Source organism: uncultured Roseobacter sp., assembly GCF_947495275.1.
Lineage (GTDB): Bacteria > Pseudomonadota > Alphaproteobacteria > Rhodobacterales > Rhodobacteraceae > Roseobacter.
The window spans coordinates 174,492-194,099 of record NZ_CANLYL010000009.1; the positions used below are offsets into that span (position 1 = coordinate 174,492).

At 58.3% G+C, this 19,608-nt stretch carries 19 protein-coding genes, 1 tRNA gene and 1 pseudogene; 9 read left to right on the forward strand and 12 right to left on the reverse strand.

Annotated elements, in window-relative coordinates; translation table 11 throughout:
- Nucleotides 1-3: 3 nt before the first annotated feature.
- The 3 genes from Q0802_RS17030 to Q0802_RS17040 form a co-directional block, all read right to left on the reverse strand.
- The gene (locus tag Q0802_RS17030) at nucleotides 4-1,548 is read right to left on the reverse strand and encodes a trimethylamine methyltransferase family protein (RefSeq protein ID WP_298920502.1); all 1,545 of its coding nucleotides are present in this window, start codon (nucleotides 1,546-1,548) and stop codon (nucleotides 4-6) included.
- A complete protein-coding gene (locus Q0802_RS17035; RefSeq protein WP_298920504.1) occupies nucleotides 1,545-3,947 on the reverse strand; it encodes an FAD-dependent oxidoreductase in 2,403 nt (800 codons plus the stop codon). The genes Q0802_RS17030 and Q0802_RS17035 overlap by 4 nt, the downstream gene beginning before the upstream one ends.
- Before the next feature lie 110 nt (nucleotides 3,948-4,057).
- Entirely contained in the window at nucleotides 4,058-4,711 is a 654-nt protein-coding gene (locus tag Q0802_RS17040; RefSeq protein WP_298920506.1) for a class I SAM-dependent methyltransferase, read from the reverse strand.
- A gap of 108 nt (nucleotides 4,712-4,819) precedes the next feature.
- Here Q0802_RS17040 and Q0802_RS17045 point away from each other — a divergent pair, with 108 nt between their 5' ends.
- The 3 genes from Q0802_RS17045 to Q0802_RS17055 all read left to right on the forward strand — a co-directional run bounded on the left by Q0802_RS17045 (nucleotide 4,820) and on the right by Q0802_RS17055 (nucleotide 7,653).
- A complete protein-coding gene (locus Q0802_RS17045) occupies nucleotides 4,820-5,707 on the forward strand; it encodes a LysR family transcriptional regulator (protein WP_298920508.1) in 888 nt (295 codons plus the stop codon).
- 101 nt (nucleotides 5,708-5,808) lie between these two features.
- Nucleotides 5,809-6,477, forward strand: a complete 669-nt coding sequence (locus Q0802_RS17050; RefSeq protein ID WP_298920510.1) for a GntR family transcriptional regulator — start codon at nucleotides 5,809-5,811, stop codon at nucleotides 6,475-6,477.
- A 105-nt stretch (nucleotides 6,478-6,582) separates the two neighbouring features.
- The gene (locus tag Q0802_RS17055; protein ID WP_298920512.1) at nucleotides 6,583-7,653 is read left to right on the forward strand and encodes a saccharopine dehydrogenase C-terminal domain-containing protein; all 1,071 of its coding nucleotides are present in this window, start codon (nucleotides 6,583-6,585) and stop codon (nucleotides 7,651-7,653) included.
- Here Q0802_RS17055 and Q0802_RS17060 read toward each other — a convergent pair.
- Nucleotides 7,647-8,402 carry an aspartate/glutamate racemase family protein gene (locus tag Q0802_RS17060; RefSeq protein WP_298920516.1) on the reverse strand — a complete coding sequence of 252 codons (756 nt, stop codon included), beginning with the start codon at nucleotides 8,400-8,402 and terminating at the stop codon, nucleotides 7,647-7,649. The two genes, Q0802_RS17055 and Q0802_RS17060, sit on opposite strands and share 7 nt — an antisense overlap.
- 141 nt (nucleotides 8,403-8,543) lie before the next feature.
- Between Q0802_RS17060 and Q0802_RS17065 the strand changes: the two genes are divergently transcribed.
- The 5 genes from Q0802_RS17065 to Q0802_RS17085 all read left to right on the forward strand — a co-directional run bounded on the left by Q0802_RS17065 (nucleotide 8,544) and on the right by Q0802_RS17085 (nucleotide 12,650).
- Complete coding sequence (locus Q0802_RS17065; protein WP_298920517.1) at nucleotides 8,544-10,235, forward strand: thiamine pyrophosphate-binding protein; 1,692 nt, start codon at nucleotides 8,544-8,546, stop codon at nucleotides 10,233-10,235.
- A gap of 80 nt (nucleotides 10,236-10,315) precedes the next feature.
- The gene (locus Q0802_RS17070; RefSeq protein WP_298920520.1) at nucleotides 10,316-11,560 is read left to right on the forward strand and encodes an FAD-binding oxidoreductase; all 1,245 of its coding nucleotides are present in this window, start codon (nucleotides 10,316-10,318) and stop codon (nucleotides 11,558-11,560) included.
- A gap of 282 nt (nucleotides 11,561-11,842) precedes the next feature.
- Entirely contained in the window at nucleotides 11,843-12,007 is a 165-nt protein-coding gene (locus Q0802_RS17075; protein ID WP_298920522.1) for a hypothetical protein, read from the forward strand.
- The gene (locus Q0802_RS17080) at nucleotides 12,007-12,174 is read left to right on the forward strand and encodes a hemin uptake protein HemP (RefSeq protein ID WP_298920524.1); all 168 of its coding nucleotides are present in this window, start codon (nucleotides 12,007-12,009) and stop codon (nucleotides 12,172-12,174) included. The genes Q0802_RS17075 and Q0802_RS17080 overlap by 1 nt, the downstream gene beginning before the upstream one ends.
- Entirely contained in the window at nucleotides 12,171-12,650 is a 480-nt protein-coding gene (locus tag Q0802_RS17085; protein WP_298920526.1) for a hypothetical protein, read from the forward strand. Before Q0802_RS17080 ends, Q0802_RS17085 begins: the two co-directional genes overlap by 4 nt.
- Nucleotides 12,651-12,725: 75 nt before the next feature.
- On the opposite strand, the gene Q0802_RS17090 is transcribed toward Q0802_RS17085, so the two are convergent.
- The 6 genes from Q0802_RS17090 to Q0802_RS17115 form a co-directional block, all read right to left on the reverse strand.
- Nucleotides 12,726-13,187: a low molecular weight phosphatase family protein gene (locus Q0802_RS17090; protein WP_298920528.1), complete on the reverse strand. Its 462-nt coding sequence runs from the start codon at nucleotides 13,185-13,187 to the stop codon at nucleotides 12,726-12,728.
- Nucleotides 13,188-13,667, reverse strand: a complete 480-nt coding sequence (locus tag Q0802_RS17095; protein WP_298920530.1) for a UPF0262 family protein — start codon at nucleotides 13,665-13,667, stop codon at nucleotides 13,188-13,190.
- 79 nt (nucleotides 13,668-13,746) lie between these two features.
- A complete protein-coding gene (gene hisD, locus Q0802_RS17100) occupies nucleotides 13,747-15,054 on the reverse strand; it encodes a histidinol dehydrogenase (protein WP_298920532.1) in 1,308 nt (435 codons plus the stop codon).
- 66 nt (nucleotides 15,055-15,120) lie between these two features.
- The gene (locus tag Q0802_RS17105; RefSeq protein ID WP_298920534.1) at nucleotides 15,121-15,588 is read right to left on the reverse strand and encodes a DUF2948 family protein; all 468 of its coding nucleotides are present in this window, start codon (nucleotides 15,586-15,588) and stop codon (nucleotides 15,121-15,123) included.
- Nucleotides 15,585-16,853, reverse strand: coding sequence for a UDP-N-acetylglucosamine 1-carboxyvinyltransferase (murA, locus tag Q0802_RS17110; protein WP_298920536.1), 1,269 nt, complete (start codon nucleotides 16,851-16,853; stop codon nucleotides 15,585-15,587). The genes Q0802_RS17105 and murA overlap by 4 nt, the downstream gene beginning before the upstream one ends.
- 4 nt (nucleotides 16,854-16,857) lie before the next feature.
- Nucleotides 16,858-17,037: a hypothetical protein gene (locus Q0802_RS17115; protein WP_298920537.1), complete on the reverse strand. Its 180-nt coding sequence runs from the start codon at nucleotides 17,035-17,037 to the stop codon at nucleotides 16,858-16,860.
- 86 nt (nucleotides 17,038-17,123) lie between these two features.
- Here Q0802_RS17115 and Q0802_RS17120 point away from each other — a divergent pair.
- Nucleotides 17,124-17,198, forward strand: a tRNA-Thr gene (locus Q0802_RS17120).
- Nucleotides 17,199-17,444: 246 nt separating this feature from the next.
- Here Q0802_RS17120 and Q0802_RS17125 read toward each other — a convergent pair.
- A pseudogene (locus Q0802_RS17125) lies at nucleotides 17,445-18,225 on the reverse strand (IS3 family transposase).
- Nucleotides 18,226-18,719: 494 nt separating this feature from the next.
- Entirely contained in the window at nucleotides 18,720-19,271 is a 552-nt protein-coding gene (locus tag Q0802_RS17130) for a hypothetical protein (protein WP_298920539.1), read from the reverse strand.
- Between the last annotated feature and the right edge of the window lie 337 nt (nucleotides 19,272-19,608).

A 19,608-nucleotide genomic window follows, 5' to 3' on the forward strand; every position in this document is an offset into this window, starting at 1 on the left:
GGGTCAGCTTTCCGGCGGCGCGCCGCCCGCGTCGGTTTGGGCGTGAATATAGTCCTGCATATGTGCCAGCGCATCCGCGTCCACGGCGGGGCCTTCCGCCTCGTTCAGAATGCGCTGCCACATCTCGCTGGCGCGGGTGGTCGTGTCCTTGGCGCCGCGCTCTTCCCAGGTGCCGAAATTGGACAGATCGCCAATGAGGGGCTCGTAAAACGCCGTCTGATAGCGCGCCATGGTATGGGCCGCACCGAAAAAATGTCCGCCCGGCTGGACTTCTGCCAAGGCATCCAGCCCGATGTCGGCGTCCTGTGCGGGCGTCTGGGCGCAAAGCTCTGCCACCATCTGCAAGACCTCCAGATCGGTGATCAGTTTTTCATAAGATACCGTCAGCCCGCCCTCCAGCCAGCCGGCGGCGTGTATCACCACCGTGGCCCCGGACAGAAGGCATCCCCAGGTGCCGAACTGCGTTTCATTTGCCGCCTGAACGTCATTGAGGTTGGCCGCCGACCCGCTGGCGCAGCGCCAAGGCAGCCCCAGTTTGCGCGCAAGCTGTCCGGCGGCGAGGCTGGCCTTGAAATGCTCGGGCGTGCCAAAGGCGGGCGCGCCTGATTTCATGTCCACATTCGAGGTGAACGTGCCGTAACAGACCGGTGCACCGGGGCGCACCAGTTGGGTCAGTGTGATCGCGGCCAGCGCTTCGGCATGGCTCAGCGTCATCGCCCCGGCGACAGTGATCGGTGCCATCGCCCCCATCAGGGTGAAAGGCGTGACGATGCTGACTTGCCCGGCTTTGGCGAAATCAATCAGGCCCTGTGCCATGGGGATGTCGATTGTGCGCGGGGAATTGGTGTTGATGATCGTGTAGCAATGCGACTGCGCGGCAAATTCAGCGTCGGAAAGCCCGCGGAAATCGCGCAGCATCTCAAAGCTCTGCTGCACCTGTGGCGTGCCGCGCGAAAAGACGAAGGGCAGTTTGTCGGACAGGGACAATTGTGCCTGCATGGTCGCATAGTGGCGCAGATGGGTCGGCACGTCCTGCGGCTCGATCAGCGGCGGCACCATGTGCAGCACGTCGAAATGCTGGGTCAGTTGGATAAGCTCGCGGAAGTCGCGTTCGGTGCCGGGCCTGCGTCCGCGCAGAATATCGGTGGCGTGTGGTGCACCGGCGCCGGGCTGAAAGACCAGATTGCCAAGTTCCAGCGTGATGTCGCGATGGGGTGCACCCGCCTTGACGGGGATCGAGGTTGGGGCGCTGGCGAGAGCCGCCGCAACGATGTCGCGCCCGATAAAAACCATTTCGCTCGTGTCATCGACGGTCGCACCACCCGCGCGCAGGAATCGCCGCGCCTCAGGCAGCAGGACCTTGATACCAAGGGTTTCAAGCACGTTGAGCGCTGCCTCGTGAATGGCCTCGATCCGGTCATCACTGAACACCGACATGGGCGGGAAAGGGTTGCGCAGGGTGCGGTAATCGACCTTGCGCACCGCATGGGCATGCGCCCCACCACCGCGCCGCGTGCGTCTGCGGCCCGCGTTTTCGCGCAGCGTCATTCCCGCATCACCTTTCCGTCCGGATCGTAGGGGGAGGCGGGGATGACGCGGGCGGCGCGTTCAACACCCACCACATGCACCGAAACTTCCGTTCCCGGGGCGGCCTGATCCCGATCGATCAGCGCCATGGCCAGCGATTTGCCGGTTGTGTGACCAAAACCGCCCGAGGTCACGAACCCGACCTGAGTGCCGTTGGACCAGATCGGCTCATAGCCGCTGGCATCGGCACCCTCCGCCGCGATCTCCAGCGTCACCTGAACCTGCGCGGGGCCATTGCCGTCGCGCTCTGCTAAGGCAGCATCCTTGCCGACAAAGGATTTATCCCAGTCAATCCAGCGATCCATGCCCGTCATGCCGGGCGTGTAGCCTTGGGTAAATTCCGCATTCCAGATGCCGAAGCTCTTTTCCAGCCGCAGGCTCAGGAGCGCGTTGAAGCCGTATTCGCGGATGCCTTCATCCGCACCGGCCTCCAGCAGAATGCGCCTTAACGTGGCGTGATCACCCGCCCGGCAATGGATTTCATAGCCCAGCTCGCCCGCGACAGACAGCCTGCCGACCTTGCAGCGCAGCAGCCCAATGTCGAAAGCGCCGCAGCCCATGAAGGGCAGATCGCCCACCGGACCATCGGTCAGTTTTTCGATCACCCGGCGCGAGGCGGGACCGGCCAGAGAGAAGCCGCCGGTGTCGTCGCCCAGATCGCGTAGGGTGACGCCATCCTCCATGTGATCGTTAAACCAGCGCATGTGCCAAGCGCGCAGGTAGTAGCTGCCCATGATCCACCATGTGCCGTCACCCCAGTTAAAGACGGTCAGATCCCCTTTGAGACGCCCGTCTTCTGCCAGCATCGGCGCAAGGCGCGCGCGGCCCGGTTTCGGCAGTTTCGAGGCCATGATGTGATCCAGCCAGCGCTCCGCATTTGGCCCGGAAACCTCGAAACGCGAAAACCCGGTGATGTCGAGAAGACCCACCTTTTCGCGCACCGCCTTGCATTCCGCCGCCACGATGGCATGCGCGTTGGAGCGCCGCAGCGAGGGCGTTTCCTCAAACCCCGGTTCAGCAAAATAAAGCGGCACCTCCAGATCCCAGCTTTGCCCCCACTGGCAGCCCGCAGCGGTCATATCCGCATAGGCCCCGGCGGTTTTCAGCGGCCGGCCCGCAGGCAATTGCTCGTTGGGATAGGTCATCACGAAGCGGCGGGTGTAGAATTGTCCCGTGGTCTCCTTGATGTATTGCCTGTTCTCCGCCCAGGTGCCGTAGCGGGCGACATCCATGCCGTAGACATCCGCTTCGGGCGCGCCGTGGATCATCCATTCGGCAAGGCTTTTGCCGACCCCGCCGCCTTGCAGGAAACCGGCCATGACCGCGCAGGCCGACCAGTAGCCGCGCTTGCCCGGCACCGGCCCCACCAGCGGGTTGCCATCGGGGGAGAAGGTGAACGCGCCATTGACCCATGTCTTGACGCCAACCTCCTGCAGGCAGGGGTAACGCTCAAACCCCAGGATCAGTTCATTTTCAATGCGGTCCGGGTCTTCCTGTTGCAGCTCAAACCCATATTCCCAGGGCGCGCCATCCATCATCCAATGCTGGTGGTTGATTTCATAGATGCCCAGCAGCACGCCTTTCTGGTCCTGCCGCAGATAGGTGAAGCCTTCGAGGTCCACGGTCATCGGCACTTCAAAGTCGATGTCTTCCAGCTGCGGGATCGTGTCGGAGATCAGATAGTGGTGATTGAGCGGCGAGACCGGCAGTTCCACGCCGGCCATGCGGCCCACCTGCTTGGCCCAGAGACCCGCCGCATTGACCACATGTTCGCAGGACACCGTACCTTTTTCCGTGACCACCTCCCAGCCTTCCAGCGTCTGGTTCAGTTCCAGCACGCGGTTGTGTTCGATCACATCCGCGCCGCGCTTTTTGGCAGCCCCCGCATAGGCGTGCACGGTGCCGGTGGTGTCGATATAGCCCTCGCGGTCAGCCCACATGCCCCCCAGCAACCCCTCGCCAGACATGATCGGATTCAGCGCCACGGCCTCCTCGACAGAGACAAGGCGGCAGTCGTGAATGCCGATGGACTGGAACGTGCGGTAGGCCGACTGCAACCATTCCCAGCGATCAGGTGTTCCGGCCATGGTCAGCCCGCCAGTCATGTGCAAGCCGATGTTCTGACCACTCTCCGCTTCGATTTCACTTAGCAGATCAATGGTATAGGCCTGCAGTTGCGCGATGTTGGGGTCCGCGTTCAACGCATGAATGCCACCCGCCGCGTGCCAGCTTGACCCCGCGGTCAGCACCGAGCGCTCGATCAGGCAGACATCGCGCCAGCCCAGTTTGGCCAGATGATAAAGCACCGAAGCGCCGACAACGCCGCCCCCAATGACAACGACACGGTAATGCGATTTCATGAAGGACCCTCCCGATGCCCAGATTGCGAGCACTGTACAGTAGTGTACAATTCTGTGCAGACGCTAAGGTCAAAGGATATCGTCCGTCAAGAAATTGATTCAGATACGTGCTACCGAGGCTTTTTGGCGACGATGAATACACCCTTGCGGGGACCGGGTTTCCAGGAGGTTTCGATGATGAAACCAGCGTCTTGCAACATCGACTGCAGCTCCTCCACCGTGAAAAACGCAACCTTCGGCAAGAGCCTCAGGGCTGAGCCAATCGCGATAATTGGCCGGAACCACGACATTTCCCCGCTCAGGCAGGCCGTGCTGGAAAAGAAATACCCACCCGGTTTGAGCATGTCATAGGTCTTGGCGATGGCCCTGCGCTGATCCGGCAGAAGGTGCAGGATACTCATTCCCAGAACCGCGTCATAGCGATGCGCGGGGGGATCAAAGTCCTCGATCCGGTTGGTCATGAATGTCACGTTTTCGATGCCCTGATCCCGGGCTTTGTCCTGCGCGATGCGAATCATCTGTTCAGAGAAGTCCAATGCAAGGATGTGTTTCACAAATGGCGCATGGATCAGAGCCGTTGAGCCAGTGCCGCAACCAAATTCCATGACATCCATGTGCGGTTTCAGATGAGAACGGGTGATTTTCAGTTTGCGCTCATAGGTTTCTTGATCCGCAACGGGGCTTTTGGCGTAGCGATTTGCGATCCTGTTCCAAAAACCTGATCCGGCAAATTTTTTCTGCGATGTGATAGGGGCGGTCGTCATTTGGTTACCTCAAGCAATTGCAGTACGGAGGTTTAGCTCTGCGTTGATAGAAAATAAATTGACGAATTTCGCGTTGTTGATATGCATTTTTGCATGGATTGGAGATCAATGAAATTCGACTGGAACCGCGCCCGCGCGTTTCTGGTTACCGCGGAAGAGGGCTCGCTTTCGGCAGCGGCGCGCGCTTTGGGTGTGACGCAACCAACGCTGGGACGACAGGTCGCAGCATTGGAAGAAGAACTGGGCGTGCTGCTTTTCGACCGTGTCGGGCGTGGGCTGACGCTGACGGCCAATGGTCTGGCGTTGGTCGATCATGTGCGCGCCATGGGTGAAGCCGCCAGCCACATCTCCATGACGGCCTCAGGGCAGGCCACCACCATCGAAGGCACGGTGCGGGTCACCGCGACGGAAGTCGCTTCGGCCTATCTGCTTCCCCCAATGATCGCCGGATTGCGCAAGAAGCACCCGGGCATCGAAATCGAGCTTGTCGCGACCAACAACATGCGTGATTTGCGACGCCGCGAGGCTGATATCGCCATCCGCACGGTGCGTCCGACCGACCCCCAACTCATCGCCCGCAAACTTACCCGCGAAGGTGCCCATCTATACGCCAGTCGCGACTACCTCGATCAACACGGGCCGTTTCAATCTGCGGAAGCCTTGTCGTCGGCGGAGTTTTTGGGGTTCGAAGACAACCAAGATTTCGTCGAGGCGCTCAATAACTTCGGGTTGCGATTGAGCGACGCGCAGTTTCCAGTTCGAACGGCGGCGCATTTGGTGCAATGGCAAATGGTTCGCGAAGGAATGGGCATTGGGGTTATGGCTGCGCGCATCGGGGACGCGGACCCAGAGGTTGCACGCGCCGTGCCCTGGTTGCCAGCCTTTGAATATGATGTATGGCTTGTTGCCCATCGGGAGGTCAACTCAAGTCGCCGCGTGCGACTGGTCTTTGACTGGCTGGTCGCGCAATATAAAGCGCTCTCCGCAGTTGCGTGATTTGCCTTATCGGGGTTGGTCGGCTTGCCTGGGCCGCCTAAAAGGAAGAGCATTGCAAAAGAGGCCCGACCACGTTGAGGCAGACAGAAGAGGGGACGCAGATGAATTTGGGGCAGAGCAGTGCCGACCGTGTCTATCATGCAGTGCGGGACATGGCCGTCGCCTTTGCTTTCAAACCGGGTGAGCGGATCAACGAGTTAAATCTGGCGAAAACGCTGGGCACCAGCCGAACGCCGCTGCGGGAGGCGCTTAACCGGTTGTCAGCCGAAGGTTTCCTGACCTTTCAGACCGGACAGGGGTTTTCCTGCAGGTCGCTGGACCCCGGTGATATTCTGGATCTCTATGAGGCGCGGCAAGCGGTGGAATGTGAGGCGGTCTGGCTTGCGGCGGGCCGGGCCACAGATGACGACATTCACGCCATCATAGCTTTCCTCGAACAGACCGAGCAGCAATATCATGATGGTTCACCGGTGGAGACGCTGGTCAATCTGGACGAAGAATTCCACATGCGGATGGTTCACCTGTCGGGCAATCGCGAGATGGCGCGGCTGCTTGCCAATCTGAACGCGCGGCTGCGCTTTGTGCGCTGGATCGATATGGAAGAATTGCACGGCATCACCCCGCGGCATCATTTTCAGATCATCACCGCGCTTCAGGCCCGCGACGGCGAAGCTGCTGTTGCTGCAATGCGCGACCACATCACCCGGCGCAGGGAGCAGGCCACTGAAGCGGCCCGCAAAGCCGTGCTGCGGCTTTACGTTCCGGGATAGGATCATTCTCGGATTTCATCTTTTTGGTGGTTGCCAATGGTGCTCGAACCGGATTTGCATGGCGCATCTGACATGCGTTGAATGAAGACACCGGGGAGGGGCGCCATGGATCGCATCGTGGTTTTGGGATTGGGCAAGGTCGGCACATTGGCAGGCGAGTTGCTGCACGACGCTGGCTTTGCCGTCACCGGCATTGATGTGCGTGCTAAATCGCGGGATTTGCCGTTTGAGACGAAGGTTCTGGACCTGTCCGATCCCGCGAAATTTGCGCCGGAGCTTCAGGCCGCTGATGCGGTCCTGTCCTGCCTACCCTATCATCTGAACACACCGGTGGCGGAGATTGCTCATGCTGTTGGTATTCACTACTTCGACCTCACCGAAGATGTGCCTACGACCAAGGCGATCATGGAATTGTCGGAAACCTCCAAGGGGCTGATGGCTCCGCAATGTGGTCTTGCACCGGGTTTTGTCGGGATTGTCGGGGCCGATCTGATTGGTCAGTTTTCCGAATGCAGGGCCTGCAAGATGCGCGTTGGTGCCTTGCCGCAGAATCCGACCGGGCTGATGGGTTATTCCTTCAATTGGTCGCCGGAAGGTGTCGTAAATGAATATCTCAACGATTGCGAAGTGCTGGAGGACGGCGAAATCAAGACCGTGTCCCCGATGGAGTGGATCGAGAAGCTCTATATTGATGGCACCGAGCTGGAGGCTTTTACTACTTCGGGTGGTCTCGGCACCATGTGCGACACCTACCTGGGCAGAGTGCCCAACATTGACTACAAGACCATGCGGTATCCGGGACATGTGGATTTGATGAATTTCTTCTTTCACGAACTGCTGATGCGCGACAGGCGCAAGGAGGCCGGCGAAATTCTGGTCAACGCCAAGCCCCCTGTCGAAGACGATATCGTTTATGTGCATGTTTCGGCCGAAGGGTTGATCGAAGACAAGCTTGCGCGCCGCGAATTTGTGCGGGGCTACAAACCGATCACGCTGGCCGGGCATCGGCGTACGGCAATTGCCTGGACCACCGCTTCCTCAGTGGTTGGGATCATAGAGATGGTGCGCGACGGGACCCTGCCCAACGCCGGTTTCCTGAAACAAGAGGAGGTGCCCCTCGCTGCATTTCTGAAGACGCGCACCGGATCTGCCTATGCCGATCATGGCGCTTACTGAGACAGGAAGCCCTGGCGCGGATCATCCAGTTCGCTGGGGAAACGTCGCGGTGACAGGGCTGCCTGAAACCAGGTGACCAAGGTGTAGATCGAATAGACCGGCAAACCCGTCGCCAGCCGGATGTCGCGGGCGTAGGGAACCATATTGGTACATTCCAGAACGATGGCGCCGATGTCGTCATGTGATGCGACCAGTGATCGCGCGGCATCAATGAGGTCGCGCCTGCAAGCGTCAAAATCGATCTCGTTGTGATCTGACAGGATCGCTTCGGAAAAGCAACGGCCTGCATCCGTTCCCATAATGGGTGTATCCAGTGGCACACCCGCACCGGCAAGATGGTCGGGTGTCAAACTGTCTTTCGAGATCGTCAAAACGCCAACCCGCTGACCGGGGGGAAGCGTTTGGGCGATCATCGGCACCTGCATCAGCGACGAACTGGCAACCGGGACGCCCAGAGCGGTCTTGAGGTCGTCCTGAATTATGGAAAGGAACCCGCAATTGGTCACGATCCCGTCGCACCCCATTTGAACAAGCGCCTGTGCTTCGCGGATAAACGCGTCTCGCATGGCGCGCGCATCGTGGCGCACGATCAGATCAGGCGTTGCCCCCTGCACAATGCGGTAATGCACCGGGAAGGGCCATGTGGTCGCGTTGCCAATGTCGCCGGGAATACGGGGGAATCTGGTTTCCAGCATCAGGATGCCGACAGTGGCGCCGTAAACTGTTTTACCACCCTGCTGAAGGGTCATGCAGGCTATCTCCGAGTTGATCAACCGGCTTTCCGCATAACATGAACAATGTGGTTCGGACAGGGCGAATGATTGCTTGAAACAAAATTGTATACAGGTATGCATACAATTGAATCGAAAGGGCTCACCGGGAGAATCACCATGGCCAACACCCTCAATGGCGCGGAAGCGATGATCCGCATGCTCGACGCCCACAAAGTGCGTCACGTGTTCGGGCTTTGCGGGGACACCAGCCTGCCGCTTTATGATGCCATGCGTGGGATGAACCACGGGATCACCCATGTTCTGACGCGGGATGAACGTTCTGCGGCCTATATGGCGGATGGGTATTCCCGTGTTACCGGTCGACCGGGCGTGTGCGAGGGCCCTTCCGGAGGCGGGGCCACCTACATCCTGCCCGGGTTGATCGAAGCAAGTGAAAGCTCATATGCGGTCCTGGGTCTGACGACGGATATCTCGGTTGGCACTTACGGAAAATACCCGCTTACGGAAGTGGATCAGGAGGCGCTCATGCGCCCGGTCACAAAATGGAATACGGTCATCAAACAGGCGGCCCATGTGCCACGCATGGTGCGTATGGCGTTCAGGGCGATGACCACGGGCCGCCCCGGGGCCGCCCATCTCGGGCTTCCCTACGACATCCAGTATGATCCGGTCGATCCTGATGACATCTGGGCAGATCCGATGCACCAGAGCTATCCGGCCTATCCTGCGGCTGCCGCGCCGGGGGCCGTTGAGGCGGCGATTGACGCGATCCTGTCAGCCAACTCCCCGGTGATCGTCTGTGGGGGCGGTGTCGTTATTGCAGGTGCCATGGAGGAGCTCGACAGGCTTGCGACCCGGCTCGATATCCCCGTGGTCACCTCCATTTCCGGTCAGGGATCGCTGGCTGAGACGCATGCTTGCGCCGTTGGCGTTGTCGGTTCCAATGGTGGGACGGATGAAACCTGGGAGGCCTTGGCGGAAGCAGACCTCGTGGTTTTCTTGGGATGTCGCGCCGGGTCCACCACCACTGCACGCTGGGAAGCCCCGAGGCCCGGGAGCCGGATCATACATTTTGACAGCGATCCAATGGTGATCGGGGCAAATTACCGCACTGAGGTGGGCGTTGTTGCCGATCTGCGCCTCGCGCTCGCAGAGGCCAATAGTCTTCTGGACGCGCGCGGTCAGGGGCACGCCACCTTTGGTGGTGCGGCAGCAGCAGCGGAGATTAAACGCCGCAAGTTTGCGGCATTCCACAAGCTGGCGGCAAGCGACGAGACACCCATCCGCCCGGAACGCGTGATCAATACCTTGCAGAAACTGCTTCCCGCAGACGCCACGGTCGTTTCAGATCCGGGCACCAGCTGTCCCTATTTCTCGGCCTACTACCAACTGCCTCAGGCAGGGCGTCATTTCATCACCAACCGTGCCCATGGCGCTTTGGGCTATGCCATGTCGGCAGCTCTGGGGGCGTGGTTCGGGCGACCGGGCAGCAAGGTCGTGGCGCTGATGGGGGATGGGTCATTCGGGTTCACCTGCGGGGAGCTTGAAACCATCTGCCGGGCGCGCGCCAATATCACCTATGTCGTGTTTTCCAACAGCGCGTTCGGGTGGATCAAGGCCAGCCAGAAAGATGATAAGGGCGCGCGCTACCACAATGTGGATTTCACCCGTGTGGATCAGGCTGCGGTGGCTGCGGCATATGGTGTCACCTCCTGGAAGGTGAAGGCCCCTCAGGACCTCGAGGCGGTGATGCGCAGGGCGATTGCTCATGAGGGCCCGTCTCTGGTCGATGTGGTGACCCAACCCCTGGAGGAAAGCAATGCACCTGTGCGCCGCTGGATGGGGTGATCTGCCCCCTATCAGAGAATCGATTGACGCTATGAAATCTGTGGTCAATGTGATCTCGGGATCGGTTCAATAGGTGGGGCATGGCTCAAAAAATCGTTATTATCGGCGCAGGCATCGTGGGGGTCTCCACCGGTATCTGGTTGCGCAGATATGGGCTGGATGTCACGCTACTCGACCGCGCAGCGCCGGGGCAGGGCACCTCTTATGGCAATGCCGGTGTTCTGGCCGCCTGCTCAATGGTGCCGGTGACGGCACCCGGTTTGATCTACAAAGGGCCTGGTATGCTGCTGAACCCGGATTTCCCGCTGTTTCTCAAGTGGCGATATCTGCCGAAAGTTGTGCCTTGGCTGATGCGCTATCTGAGCCATGCCAATGACGCGGATACGCGGCGCATCGCGCGGGGCCTCACGCCGATCGTCAGCGATGCTGTGGAACAGCACAAGGCGCTGACCCACGGGACGGAGGCTGAAAGCTGGGTCACTGACAGCGAATACCACTTTGCCTACAAGGATACCGCCACTTTTGAAGCGGACAGCTATGTGTGGTCTTTGCGCCGTGACGCAGGGTTTGAGCCGGTATTGCGCACAGGTAAAGAGGTGCAGGAACATGAACCCAATCTTTCCCCAGCGATTGGCTGTCTGGCCACAATGAAAGATCATGGGTACATTCGCGACCCCGGCGGCTATGTGGCGGCGCTGGCCCGCGTTTTCCAGAGTGAAGGTGGGGTGATCAGCACAGCGGAAGTGGTCGATTTCGACATGGCCGACGGCGTGATTAAAGGGGTGGTCACCAAGGCGGGCCGACTGGTCTGCGACCGCGTTATTCTGGCAACCGGTGTGTGGTCAAAACCGCTGATGAAAAAGCTTGGGATTTCTGTCCCGCTGGAAAGTGAACGCGGGTATCACATCGTGTTTGAAGGTGCGGAAAACGGCCCCCGCGCCCCGATGATGGTCACCAGCGGCAAATTCGTGGCCACCCCCATGGCGGCGGGGTTGCGCTGTGCCGGTGTGGTGGAGTTCGGCGGGCTTGAAGCCGGTCCTTCGAAAGCGCCGCTTGAGTTGTTGCGCCGGAAGGTTGCCGAGGCCTTCCCTGATCTGAACTATGCAGGTCAGCAGGAGTGGCTGGGGCATCGTCCTGCGCCAGCGGACAGTCTGCCGTTGATCGGAGAAGTTGCCAATTCAGGTGTGCTCGCGGCCTTTGGCCATCACCACATTGGCCTGACGGGTGGCCCAAAAACCGGCCGTCTTGTGGCAGGGATGCTGACGGGACGTGGCGCAAACATCGACTTGGACATTTACAGCCCGAATAGGTTTTCGAAGGGCTAGACATCGGCTTCCCTATCTTCAAAAGTAGTTTGCAAAGTTTTGGGTGTAGCTTTGCAAACTCATAATTCTTTGAAAATGTTGAGAGTAACGTCTGGTCGGTTGCTCCTCGACCGCGAGGGCTGGGTTTTCGGGGTCGATAACGCGCAAATTGCCGCTTCAAAAAACACGCTGAAATTCAGGCGTTGACATACCTGATTAAATCTATCAGGTATAAGGGGAGTTCCAGCCACCCCAATATCATCAGGGGAAGCCCGACATTGTAGCGATGAAAGGACTTCCAGGATGGCTAGAGAAACTCGAGAATTGACTGATTTCCAGACAAGCCCAAGCCCACAGTTCGGCGGCACTTCGATTTTGGCGGAGCTGTTATGGCAGACGGATCGGCTTGCGGGCTTCAATATGGAATGGGTCATCGATCGGCTCGATCCGCCAGCGGGGCGCAAATGATGCCCTTTCATTCCGTCAATGAACGCCCGCATCCCCCTGTCCAGCAGGCACCGACATATGATGCAAGCGATCTGACCAAAGGTGGTGGATTGGCTCAAATCATCTATGAGGACAAAATCTACGTGTTGCGGATCACGCGCGCCGGCAAGCTGATCCTGACAAAATGAACGAAAACACAGAGAGACGCGGCGGCGCGGCGGTTGGCTTCCTGACAGAGCTAACCAGTATCGAGGCGGCTTCCATCATCTATCTCAGATTATGGAGCGAAGGGCCGCAAAGGCAGGCGGAAGTCTGCAGCGATCTTGCAAGATTTTTGGGGGACGCGCATGGGCTCAAAGCCATGCGGGTTTTCGAGCAACTGTTGGAACTTTGCGGTCGGCACGGACGTCGCCCGCTAATGCGGCACGCAGTGGAATGCCGTTGCATTGGCGCAGATGAGGCTTGTTTTGCCAATTTCGTGGCGATTGCCGCGGAAGGCGATCGTGAAGACGCATTGCTCATCGCCACGCTGCTTGTCCGTCCGGATGTCGCCCCGCTTGTTGCGTCATTGGCATCGGATTTCGGCCTTGCTTTGAAACGGATGGACATGAAATCTCCGCGCGACATGGCACCCGATGGCTACGCAGGAGCGACAATTCACTGACCTGTTGCAAATGACTTGGGACGTTGGGTCACGCCCGGCTGCGGCGTTATCGACACGATTGCCGCCGAAAAGCCTTCAGATCATCTCGGTGGGCGGTCCAAAACGATCCAGCAATCTTTCCTTGATCTGGTCGCGCGCCTGCCGATAGCTGACAAGCTTTGCTTCGCGGCTTTCTCCAAGCCCAGTCGGGTCGAGGATGGGCCAATACTCCACCTCGAGATGATAAAACCGGGTTAGATCCAACGCCCGGCGCTGCGATGCAGGGCTCAGCGCGATGACCAGATCAAAAGAGCCAAGGTCATCTCCCCAGTTTTCCATTTCGTCAAAGCTGCGGCTGCGATGGCGCGACAATTCCACATCCATCTCCTGACAGACCGCAATGGAAAACCCATCAATCTCCATGTCATTGGTGACGCCTGCGGATTGGACATAGGTGCCGGTGCCATAGAGCTTCTTCATGATCCCTTCGGCCATCGGCGAGCGCACTGCATTGTGATCGCAGCAAAACAATACCGACTGAGGAAGCTCGTTGCTCATTCAGCCCCCGAAGTGCAGGACGCAGATCAGCGTGAACAGGCGCCGCGCGGTGTCGACATCAACCTCCGCTTTGCCTTCGAGGCGTTCCTGCAGCACGCGGGAACCTTCGTTGTGAATGCCGCGCCGCGCCATATCAATGGTCTCGATCTGACTGGGGGGCAATTTCTTTACAGCTTCAAAATAGCTTTCGCAAATCTGGAAATAGTCCTTGACCACCTGTCTGAACGGCCCCAGCGAAAGGTGAAATTCCGCAGCCTTTTCAGCATCTTCCGTGTTCACGTCAAAGACGAGCCGCTTTTCCTTGATGGCGAGCCCCACATGATAGGGACCGGGCGGGATGTTGCGACCCTCACGATCCGGCAGCACAAAAGTGTTGTCTTCCAGCAGGTCAAACATGGCGACGCGGCGCTCTTGTTCGATTTCGGGTGTGGGGGGAGGCAGGCCGGAATCGTCGAGGATGATATTGGAAATACGGGACATGATGGGATTCTTTACACGAAAAGCGAACTGGCAATGCTTAGCGCAGGTCCTTGCCCAAGAGCAATGACCAAGGCGGCGGTCACGAAGGATCGTTCAGTTTGCGCAACCTTGCGGTGACCGACAAACCGTGCGCTTCAAGGCTTTCGGTTTGCGCCAGCGTTTCAGCAGCCGGGCCAATGGCCCGCAGAGCGCCCGGCGTCATCCGCGCAAGCGTAGTGCGTTTCATGAAATCGAGTACGGACAAGCCGGAGGAAAAACGAGCAGATCGCGCGGTGGGAAGTACATGGTTGGGCCCGCCGATGTAATCGCCGATGGCTTCAGGCGTCCATTGACCCAGAAATATCGCACCTGCGTGGGTAATCTGTGCGCTCAGAGCATCGGGATCGGCCACGCAAAGTTCGAGATGTTCAGGGGCAATCCGGTCCGACAATGCCGCCGCAGTTGCCAGATCGGGGACGATGATGACGGCACCGAAATCGCGCCAGCTTGCCGATGCAATCGCGCGTCGGTCAAGCGTTTGCAGGCGGGCCTCAATCGCATTTGCAACGGCCTGGCCAAAGTCGGGATCAGTGGTGATCAGGATCGACTGCGCGCTCTCATCGTGTTCAGCCTGGCTCAGCAGATCAAGTGCGATCCAGTCGGGGTCATTATCCGCATCGGCAATCACCAGAATTTCGGAAGGTCCGGCGATCATGTCGATACCCACCTTGCCAAAAACGCGCCGTTTTGCGGCGGCAACAAAAGCATTGCCGGGTCCGGTGATCTTGTCGACCGGTGCAATGGTCCGGGTTCCGTAGGCCAGCGCTGCAATCGCCTGCGCCCCGCCGATACGGTAAATTTCGTCTACGCCGGCCAATTGTGCCGCCGCCAATACCATCGGATTGAGCGCCCCGTCCGGGGTCGGAACCACCATGGCCAGCCGCGGTACCCCTGCGACCTTGGCTGGGATCGCGTTCATCAGCACCGATGAAGGGTAAGAGGCGAGCCCACCAGGCACGTAGAGCCCGGCGGCCGCCACCGGCGTCCAGCGCCATCCCAATGTCGCCCCTTCCGCATCGCTCCATTGCGCATCCTCGGGACGTTGCCTTTCATGATAGGCCCGAATGCGGTCTGCCGCCAGCGTCAGAGCGTCGCGTTGTTCACGCGGTACAGAGGCCGCGGCGGCGTCGATTTCATCCTGTTGAATCTGCAATGTTTCACAGGTCAGCGAAAGGCGGTCAAAACGCTCGGTCAACTCTATCACCGCCGTGTCGCCGCGCGCGCGCACATCTGTAATGATCTGTGCAACCACGTCGTCGACATCGGGGCTGTCTTCCCGCTTTGCACTGAGCAATTGCAGAAAAGCCGCCTCAAAATCAGCGTCATTTGCGTTCAGAAAGACGGGCATTGTCGGACCTCTGACGGGCCGCCCCAAGGTTCGTGGCAGGAGGCGGGAATGAGCAGGAAGGGTGGGTTACTCCGGGTGGTGCGGGGCTTTTTTGGAAGGGGCCACATAAGGTTTGGTCACGTCTTTCAGAGAGGCTTCGAGCGCCTCGACGGACAACCGGATTGCCCCGTCTCCTGCCAGCGTCAGCAAGACATGACCTGCGGGCGCGTCGATTTCTTCGAAGGCCACGGACAGGATCGACAAGACGGTATCCGCGTCGTTGCGTTCGATTCCATTGCTGGCGACTGCGCTCACGTTCTCGAAAACCAGCAAGGATTGCACACGCTCGGGCGCTGCCGTCCGCGCGGGGCCTTCTTCCCAGCGAAACCGGTTGATCAGCAGGGCAAAGCGGCGGGTCGTGCGATCCCAGCGCATTTCAGTTGCGGGAAACACCGCATCCTGCGCCAGAGCCGAGAGGACGGAGAGGTCGTCGGTATCCAGAGCCCCAAGATTGAGCGGCGCCTCACGGGCGTCTTCAAAGCGTGCGTCTGTCATGTTTCGGTTATCCGTTCGATGTTTGCGCCCACGCCGGACAGTTTGGCGACCACATGTTCATACCCACGGTCAAGATGGTAGACCCGACCGACGCGGGTTTCACCTTCGGCAGCCAACCCGGCCAGAATCAGGGACACCGACGCTCGCAAATCCGTTGCCATGACGGGTGCGCCTTTGAGCTTCTTCACGCCCTTTACGGTGGCTGTGCCGCCTTGTACGTCAATATCTGCGCCCATACGCATCAATTCGGGCGCGTGCATGAAGCGGTTCTCGAAAATCCGTTCCTCCAGCACTGATGTTCCGTTGGCTGTACATAGCAGCGCCATCATCTGGGCCTGAAGATCGGTGGGAAACCCCGGGAAAGGTTCGGTGGTGACATCCACCGCTCGAATGTCGCCGTTGCGGCGTTTGACGCTGAGCCCATTGTCGGTCTCGGCGACGTCGATGCCGGCCGCATCAAGCTTTTCGCAAAACGCTTGGACCAGCGCCATCCGCCCGCCCAAAAGCTCCACCTCGCCGCCGCAGATGGCAGGGGCCAGCATGTAGGTGCCCAACTCGATGCGATCCGTGACCACGGTGTGGGTCGCCCCGCCAAGACGGTCCACCCCTTCAACGGTGATGATCGACGTACCCTCGCCTGCGATGCGCGCGCCCATGGTGCGCAGACACCGGGCGAGATCAACGATCTCGGGTTCGCGGGCGGCATTGTTCAAAACGGTCGTTCCCTTGGCCAGCGTCGCGGCCATCAGGGCATTTTCGGTGGCACCGACCGAGGCGAACTCGAAATCAACTTCGCCCCCTTTCAGACCACCTGGTGCCTTGGCGTGAACGTAGCCATCCTTTAGCTCAAGCTGCGCGCCCATGGCCTCCAGCGCCTTGAGATGCAGATCGACAGGGCGTGCGCCGATCGCGCAGCCGCCGGGCAAGGAGACAACCGCATGCCCTTCGCGCGCCAACATCGGGCCCAGAACCAGTATGGAAGCGCGCATCTTGCGAACGATGTCGTAATGGGCGGTGTGGTTGCTGATCGTATGGCTTGAAAGCGCGATGACCCGGCCTTCCTGCAAGGAGGTCACCTCCGCGCCCAGCGATTGCAGTAGCTGCGTCATCGTCCGGATGTCGCTGAGGCGCGGGGCATTGATCAATGTGAGTGGTTCATCGGTCAGCAATGTGGCCGGCATGAGTGTCAGGCAGGCATTTTTTGCCCCCGCAATCGGAATTTGCCCGCTCAGCGGGCCGCCGCCTCTGACAAGAATGGAATCCATACGCTTATGCGTCCTTATTGTTGCCTGCGCCAGCAGACGTGCCTGTATCCCGCGCTTGATCTTTGGCCCGTGCACGACTTTGGGCCTTGCGTCGGGCAAGATTCGCCTTCAGCGCGGCTTTTAGCCTATCTTCGCGTGTCTTACCCGATTTTGCGGGTCTGCCGGGTTGATCTTCCTGCGCCATGACGCTTGTCTAACGCAGGCTGCGGGGAGGGTCCAGATTAGGCTTGCGCCGATCCGCTTTAGGGTCTAATCACCCGCCACGTCGGCGCTGCTGTAGCTCAGAGGTAGAGCACTCCCTTGGTAAGGGAGAGGTCGAGAGTTCAATTCTCTCCAGCAGCACCATCTCACACTTTTTTCGGAGAAAGCTGCTAATGCCTTGAAAGGTAAGGTCTCTTTGATGTTCCATGCACGCCTTCTGGCGTGTAGGTCAGCAGCTCTGAAAACGCCAGTCTCAGTGCCGTTTGTCGGGCTGCACAGCTCCTATTTTTATATATATCCCAAGGTCTTGGTAGGAATCTCAATGCGATTCCCACACAATCCTTCGGTCGTCCTTTATCAGGCATCGTGACCTGCTCCCCATTGAATCCGTTAATTTAGGTTAGCTCTGCTCAGGTTTTGGTCTTCCTTTGACCGGTTAACATATTCCGATGGTGTCATACCAGCGAGGCTGGAATGTGGGCGGTGGTGATTGAAGTCGTTTCGCCATGCTGCCACGAGATTGCGGGCATGGCGTAGGCTGTCGAACAGGTGCTCATTCAAGCATTCGTCCCGCATACGGCCATTGAAGCTCTCCACGAACCCGTTCTGCATTGGCTTGCCGGGCGCGATGTAGTGCCAGCCGACCTTGCGATCTTCTTGCCATTTCAGGATGGCGTTTGAAGTTAATTCGGTTCCATTATCGCTGACCACCATGCAGGGATAGCCGCGCATCTCTGCAATTCGATCCAGTTCACGGGCAACCCTCTCGCCTGAGAGGGACGTATCAACCACGGCGGCGAGGTATTCGCGACTGAAGTCATCAATCACGTTCAGGATACGGAAGCGGCGGCCACACGACAGGCTGTCAGAGACGAAGTCCAGCGACCATCGCTGGTTTGGCCCCTGCGGGATTGCTATTGGCGTTCTGGTGCCCACTGCACGCTTGCGTCCGCCACGTTTACGGACTGTTAATCCTTCTTCGCGGTAGATGCGGTAGAGCTTCTTCCAGTTCACCGCCCAGCCTTCACGCTTGAGCAAGATATATCGCCATTGGTAAAAAGTCGCATCACTGACGCCGTGCTTGCGACACAACTCCTTCGCGCCAACGGCCAGCCTGATGCCCTTTCAATATCCCAATGATCTGTTCTTCACTGAAACGGCTTCTCTTCATCGTCTGTCTCCTTCTTGGAGAACAGCCTAACCTCAAATCGAGGACTTTTCAGGGGAGCAGGTCAATCGCAGCGTCGATTTTTTCCTGGAGCATGGTCTTTTCGCGTTCAAGCTTGTCGATACGCGCCTCATAGGCACTCGCGACCGAGGCATTGCAAGCTTAAATACTACGGTCTGACAAGCACCCGATTATCGGGTAAGTTAGATTAACCAATCTGCCCCAATGCAGCGCTTGCAGAGCCGGTTTTGTCGAGTATTCCGCGAGTCTGGACTAAGCTCAACGCATAGGACAAGCGTGTAGGAGGGAGAACGAAGCGGCCTAGCGCCTGGTCCACCTTAGTAGTGCTCATCCCCAAACACTTCACTTACCCAGTATGTGATGTCTTCAATGGCGTTGGGGTACTATGAGCCAAGCCATGGTTTAGCCCCAATTGGGTCTTTGGACACCCAGTCTATGTGTAAGACTTGCCGGAAACCAACCGGCGTGGAAACAACCTAGTTTCGGAATACATGGGCTGCCAAAAACCGCTCGACCCACGTACATACAACGCCAACGCGCCAAAGATGTACCCCAAAAAAAGCCACCCAAATCGAAATCATCATGGTCAGAAGAAACATTGCCGATGCTGTGGTCAATGAAAGTACACCGAAAATGATAAACCAAGAAACAAATCCATTTCCCTTGAGACACCCACTATAGGCATCGTCCAAAAAGCACCTCGTACCAGAATACAATTCAATCAATGCCATTGATACCGGCGACAAGACATAATGGAAAAAGTCTGCTGAAAAATCTCCAGCGTTATTGTTTGTTTCGAAAATGAAGAACAGCGTGTAAGGGTATGGATTAATGGTATTCATATAGGAATGCGCTGCAACTAACGCGATATAGAGAACAACGGGCAAGTTGGCTTTCACCCTGGAGTAATTTGATGCGCCTTCGGAGGTTCCTCGGAGACCATTCGAAGTGGAATTGCAAGAAGCAACGAGAGTTTTTGCATTACATTCAGGCGAAAAATTATACTTCAGGAACGCAAAAACACTCATTTGGTTTTACATCTACAGACGATGCATTATCAAGCTACGAAACAGGAATCTTGAGCGCGCTTCGCCACCAAATGCTGGCCGACCGCCAGGTCATGTGTGAGTTGGCGAATCCACTATGAGATGTTGCGCACAGCGGATTGAGCTGTTGCACAATGTGTCCGGTAGTACCCTTGTCCTCATTCTAATTTCCTAAAAGCCGTCATTTGTCGCGCCGCAACATGTGCCATCTGGAGACCTATTCTGTCGCCACGTCGGCCCATATGTATGTACCGGCTGCTGTTCGCAATTGATTTCTTCGCACGTTCTCGGAAGTCGCTCATATGTATCCGGCCTACTG

What these genes read in the sequence shown, in the direction of transcription:
- Q0802_RS17030 (WP_298920502.1), bottom strand. Translation starts at nt 1,548, where the DNA reads ATGACGCTGCGCGAAAACGCGGGCCGCAGACGCACGCGGCGCGGTGGT.
- Q0802_RS17035 (WP_298920504.1), bottom strand. Translation starts at nt 3,947, where the DNA reads ATGAAATCGCATTACCGTGTCGTTGTCATTGGGGGCGGCGTTGTCGGC.
- Q0802_RS17040 (WP_298920506.1), bottom strand. Translation starts at nt 4,711, where the DNA reads ATGACGACCGCCCCTATCACATCGCAGAAAAAATTTGCCGGATCAGGT.
- Q0802_RS17045 (WP_298920508.1), top strand. Translation starts at nt 4,820, where the DNA reads ATGAAATTCGACTGGAACCGCGCCCGCGCGTTTCTGGTTACCGCGGAA.
- Q0802_RS17050 (WP_298920510.1), top strand. Translation starts at nt 5,809, where the DNA reads ATGAATTTGGGGCAGAGCAGTGCCGACCGTGTCTATCATGCAGTGCGG.
- Q0802_RS17055 (WP_298920512.1), top strand. Translation starts at nt 6,583, where the DNA reads ATGGATCGCATCGTGGTTTTGGGATTGGGCAAGGTCGGCACATTGGCA.
- Q0802_RS17060 (WP_298920516.1), bottom strand. Translation starts at nt 8,402, where the DNA reads ATGACCCTTCAGCAGGGTGGTAAAACAGTTTACGGCGCCACTGTCGGC.
- Q0802_RS17065 (WP_298920517.1), top strand. Translation starts at nt 8,544, where the DNA reads ATGGCCAACACCCTCAATGGCGCGGAAGCGATGATCCGCATGCTCGAC.
- Q0802_RS17070 (WP_298920520.1), top strand. Translation starts at nt 10,316, where the DNA reads ATGGCTCAAAAAATCGTTATTATCGGCGCAGGCATCGTGGGGGTCTCC.
- Q0802_RS17075 (WP_298920522.1), top strand. Translation starts at nt 11,843, where the DNA reads ATGGCTAGAGAAACTCGAGAATTGACTGATTTCCAGACAAGCCCAAGC.
- Q0802_RS17080 (WP_298920524.1), top strand. Translation starts at nt 12,007, where the DNA reads ATGCCCTTTCATTCCGTCAATGAACGCCCGCATCCCCCTGTCCAGCAG.
- Q0802_RS17085 (WP_298920526.1), top strand. Translation starts at nt 12,171, where the DNA reads ATGAACGAAAACACAGAGAGACGCGGCGGCGCGGCGGTTGGCTTCCTG.
- Q0802_RS17090 (WP_298920528.1), bottom strand. Translation starts at nt 13,187, where the DNA reads ATGAGCAACGAGCTTCCTCAGTCGGTATTGTTTTGCTGCGATCACAAT.
- Q0802_RS17095 (WP_298920530.1), bottom strand. Translation starts at nt 13,667, where the DNA reads ATGTCCCGTATTTCCAATATCATCCTCGACGATTCCGGCCTGCCTCCC.
- hisD (WP_298920532.1), bottom strand. Translation starts at nt 15,054, where the DNA reads ATGCCCGTCTTTCTGAACGCAAATGACGCTGATTTTGAGGCGGCTTTT.
- Q0802_RS17105 (WP_298920534.1), bottom strand. Translation starts at nt 15,588, where the DNA reads ATGACAGACGCACGCTTTGAAGACGCCCGTGAGGCGCCGCTCAATCTT.
- murA (WP_298920536.1), bottom strand. Translation starts at nt 16,853, where the DNA reads ATGGATTCCATTCTTGTCAGAGGCGGCGGCCCGCTGAGCGGGCAAATT.
- Q0802_RS17115 (WP_298920537.1), bottom strand. Translation starts at nt 17,037, where the DNA reads ATGGCGCAGGAAGATCAACCCGGCAGACCCGCAAAATCGGGTAAGACA.
- Q0802_RS17130 (WP_298920539.1), bottom strand. Translation starts at nt 19,271, where the DNA reads ATGAGTGTTTTTGCGTTCCTGAAGTATAATTTTTCGCCTGAATGTAAT.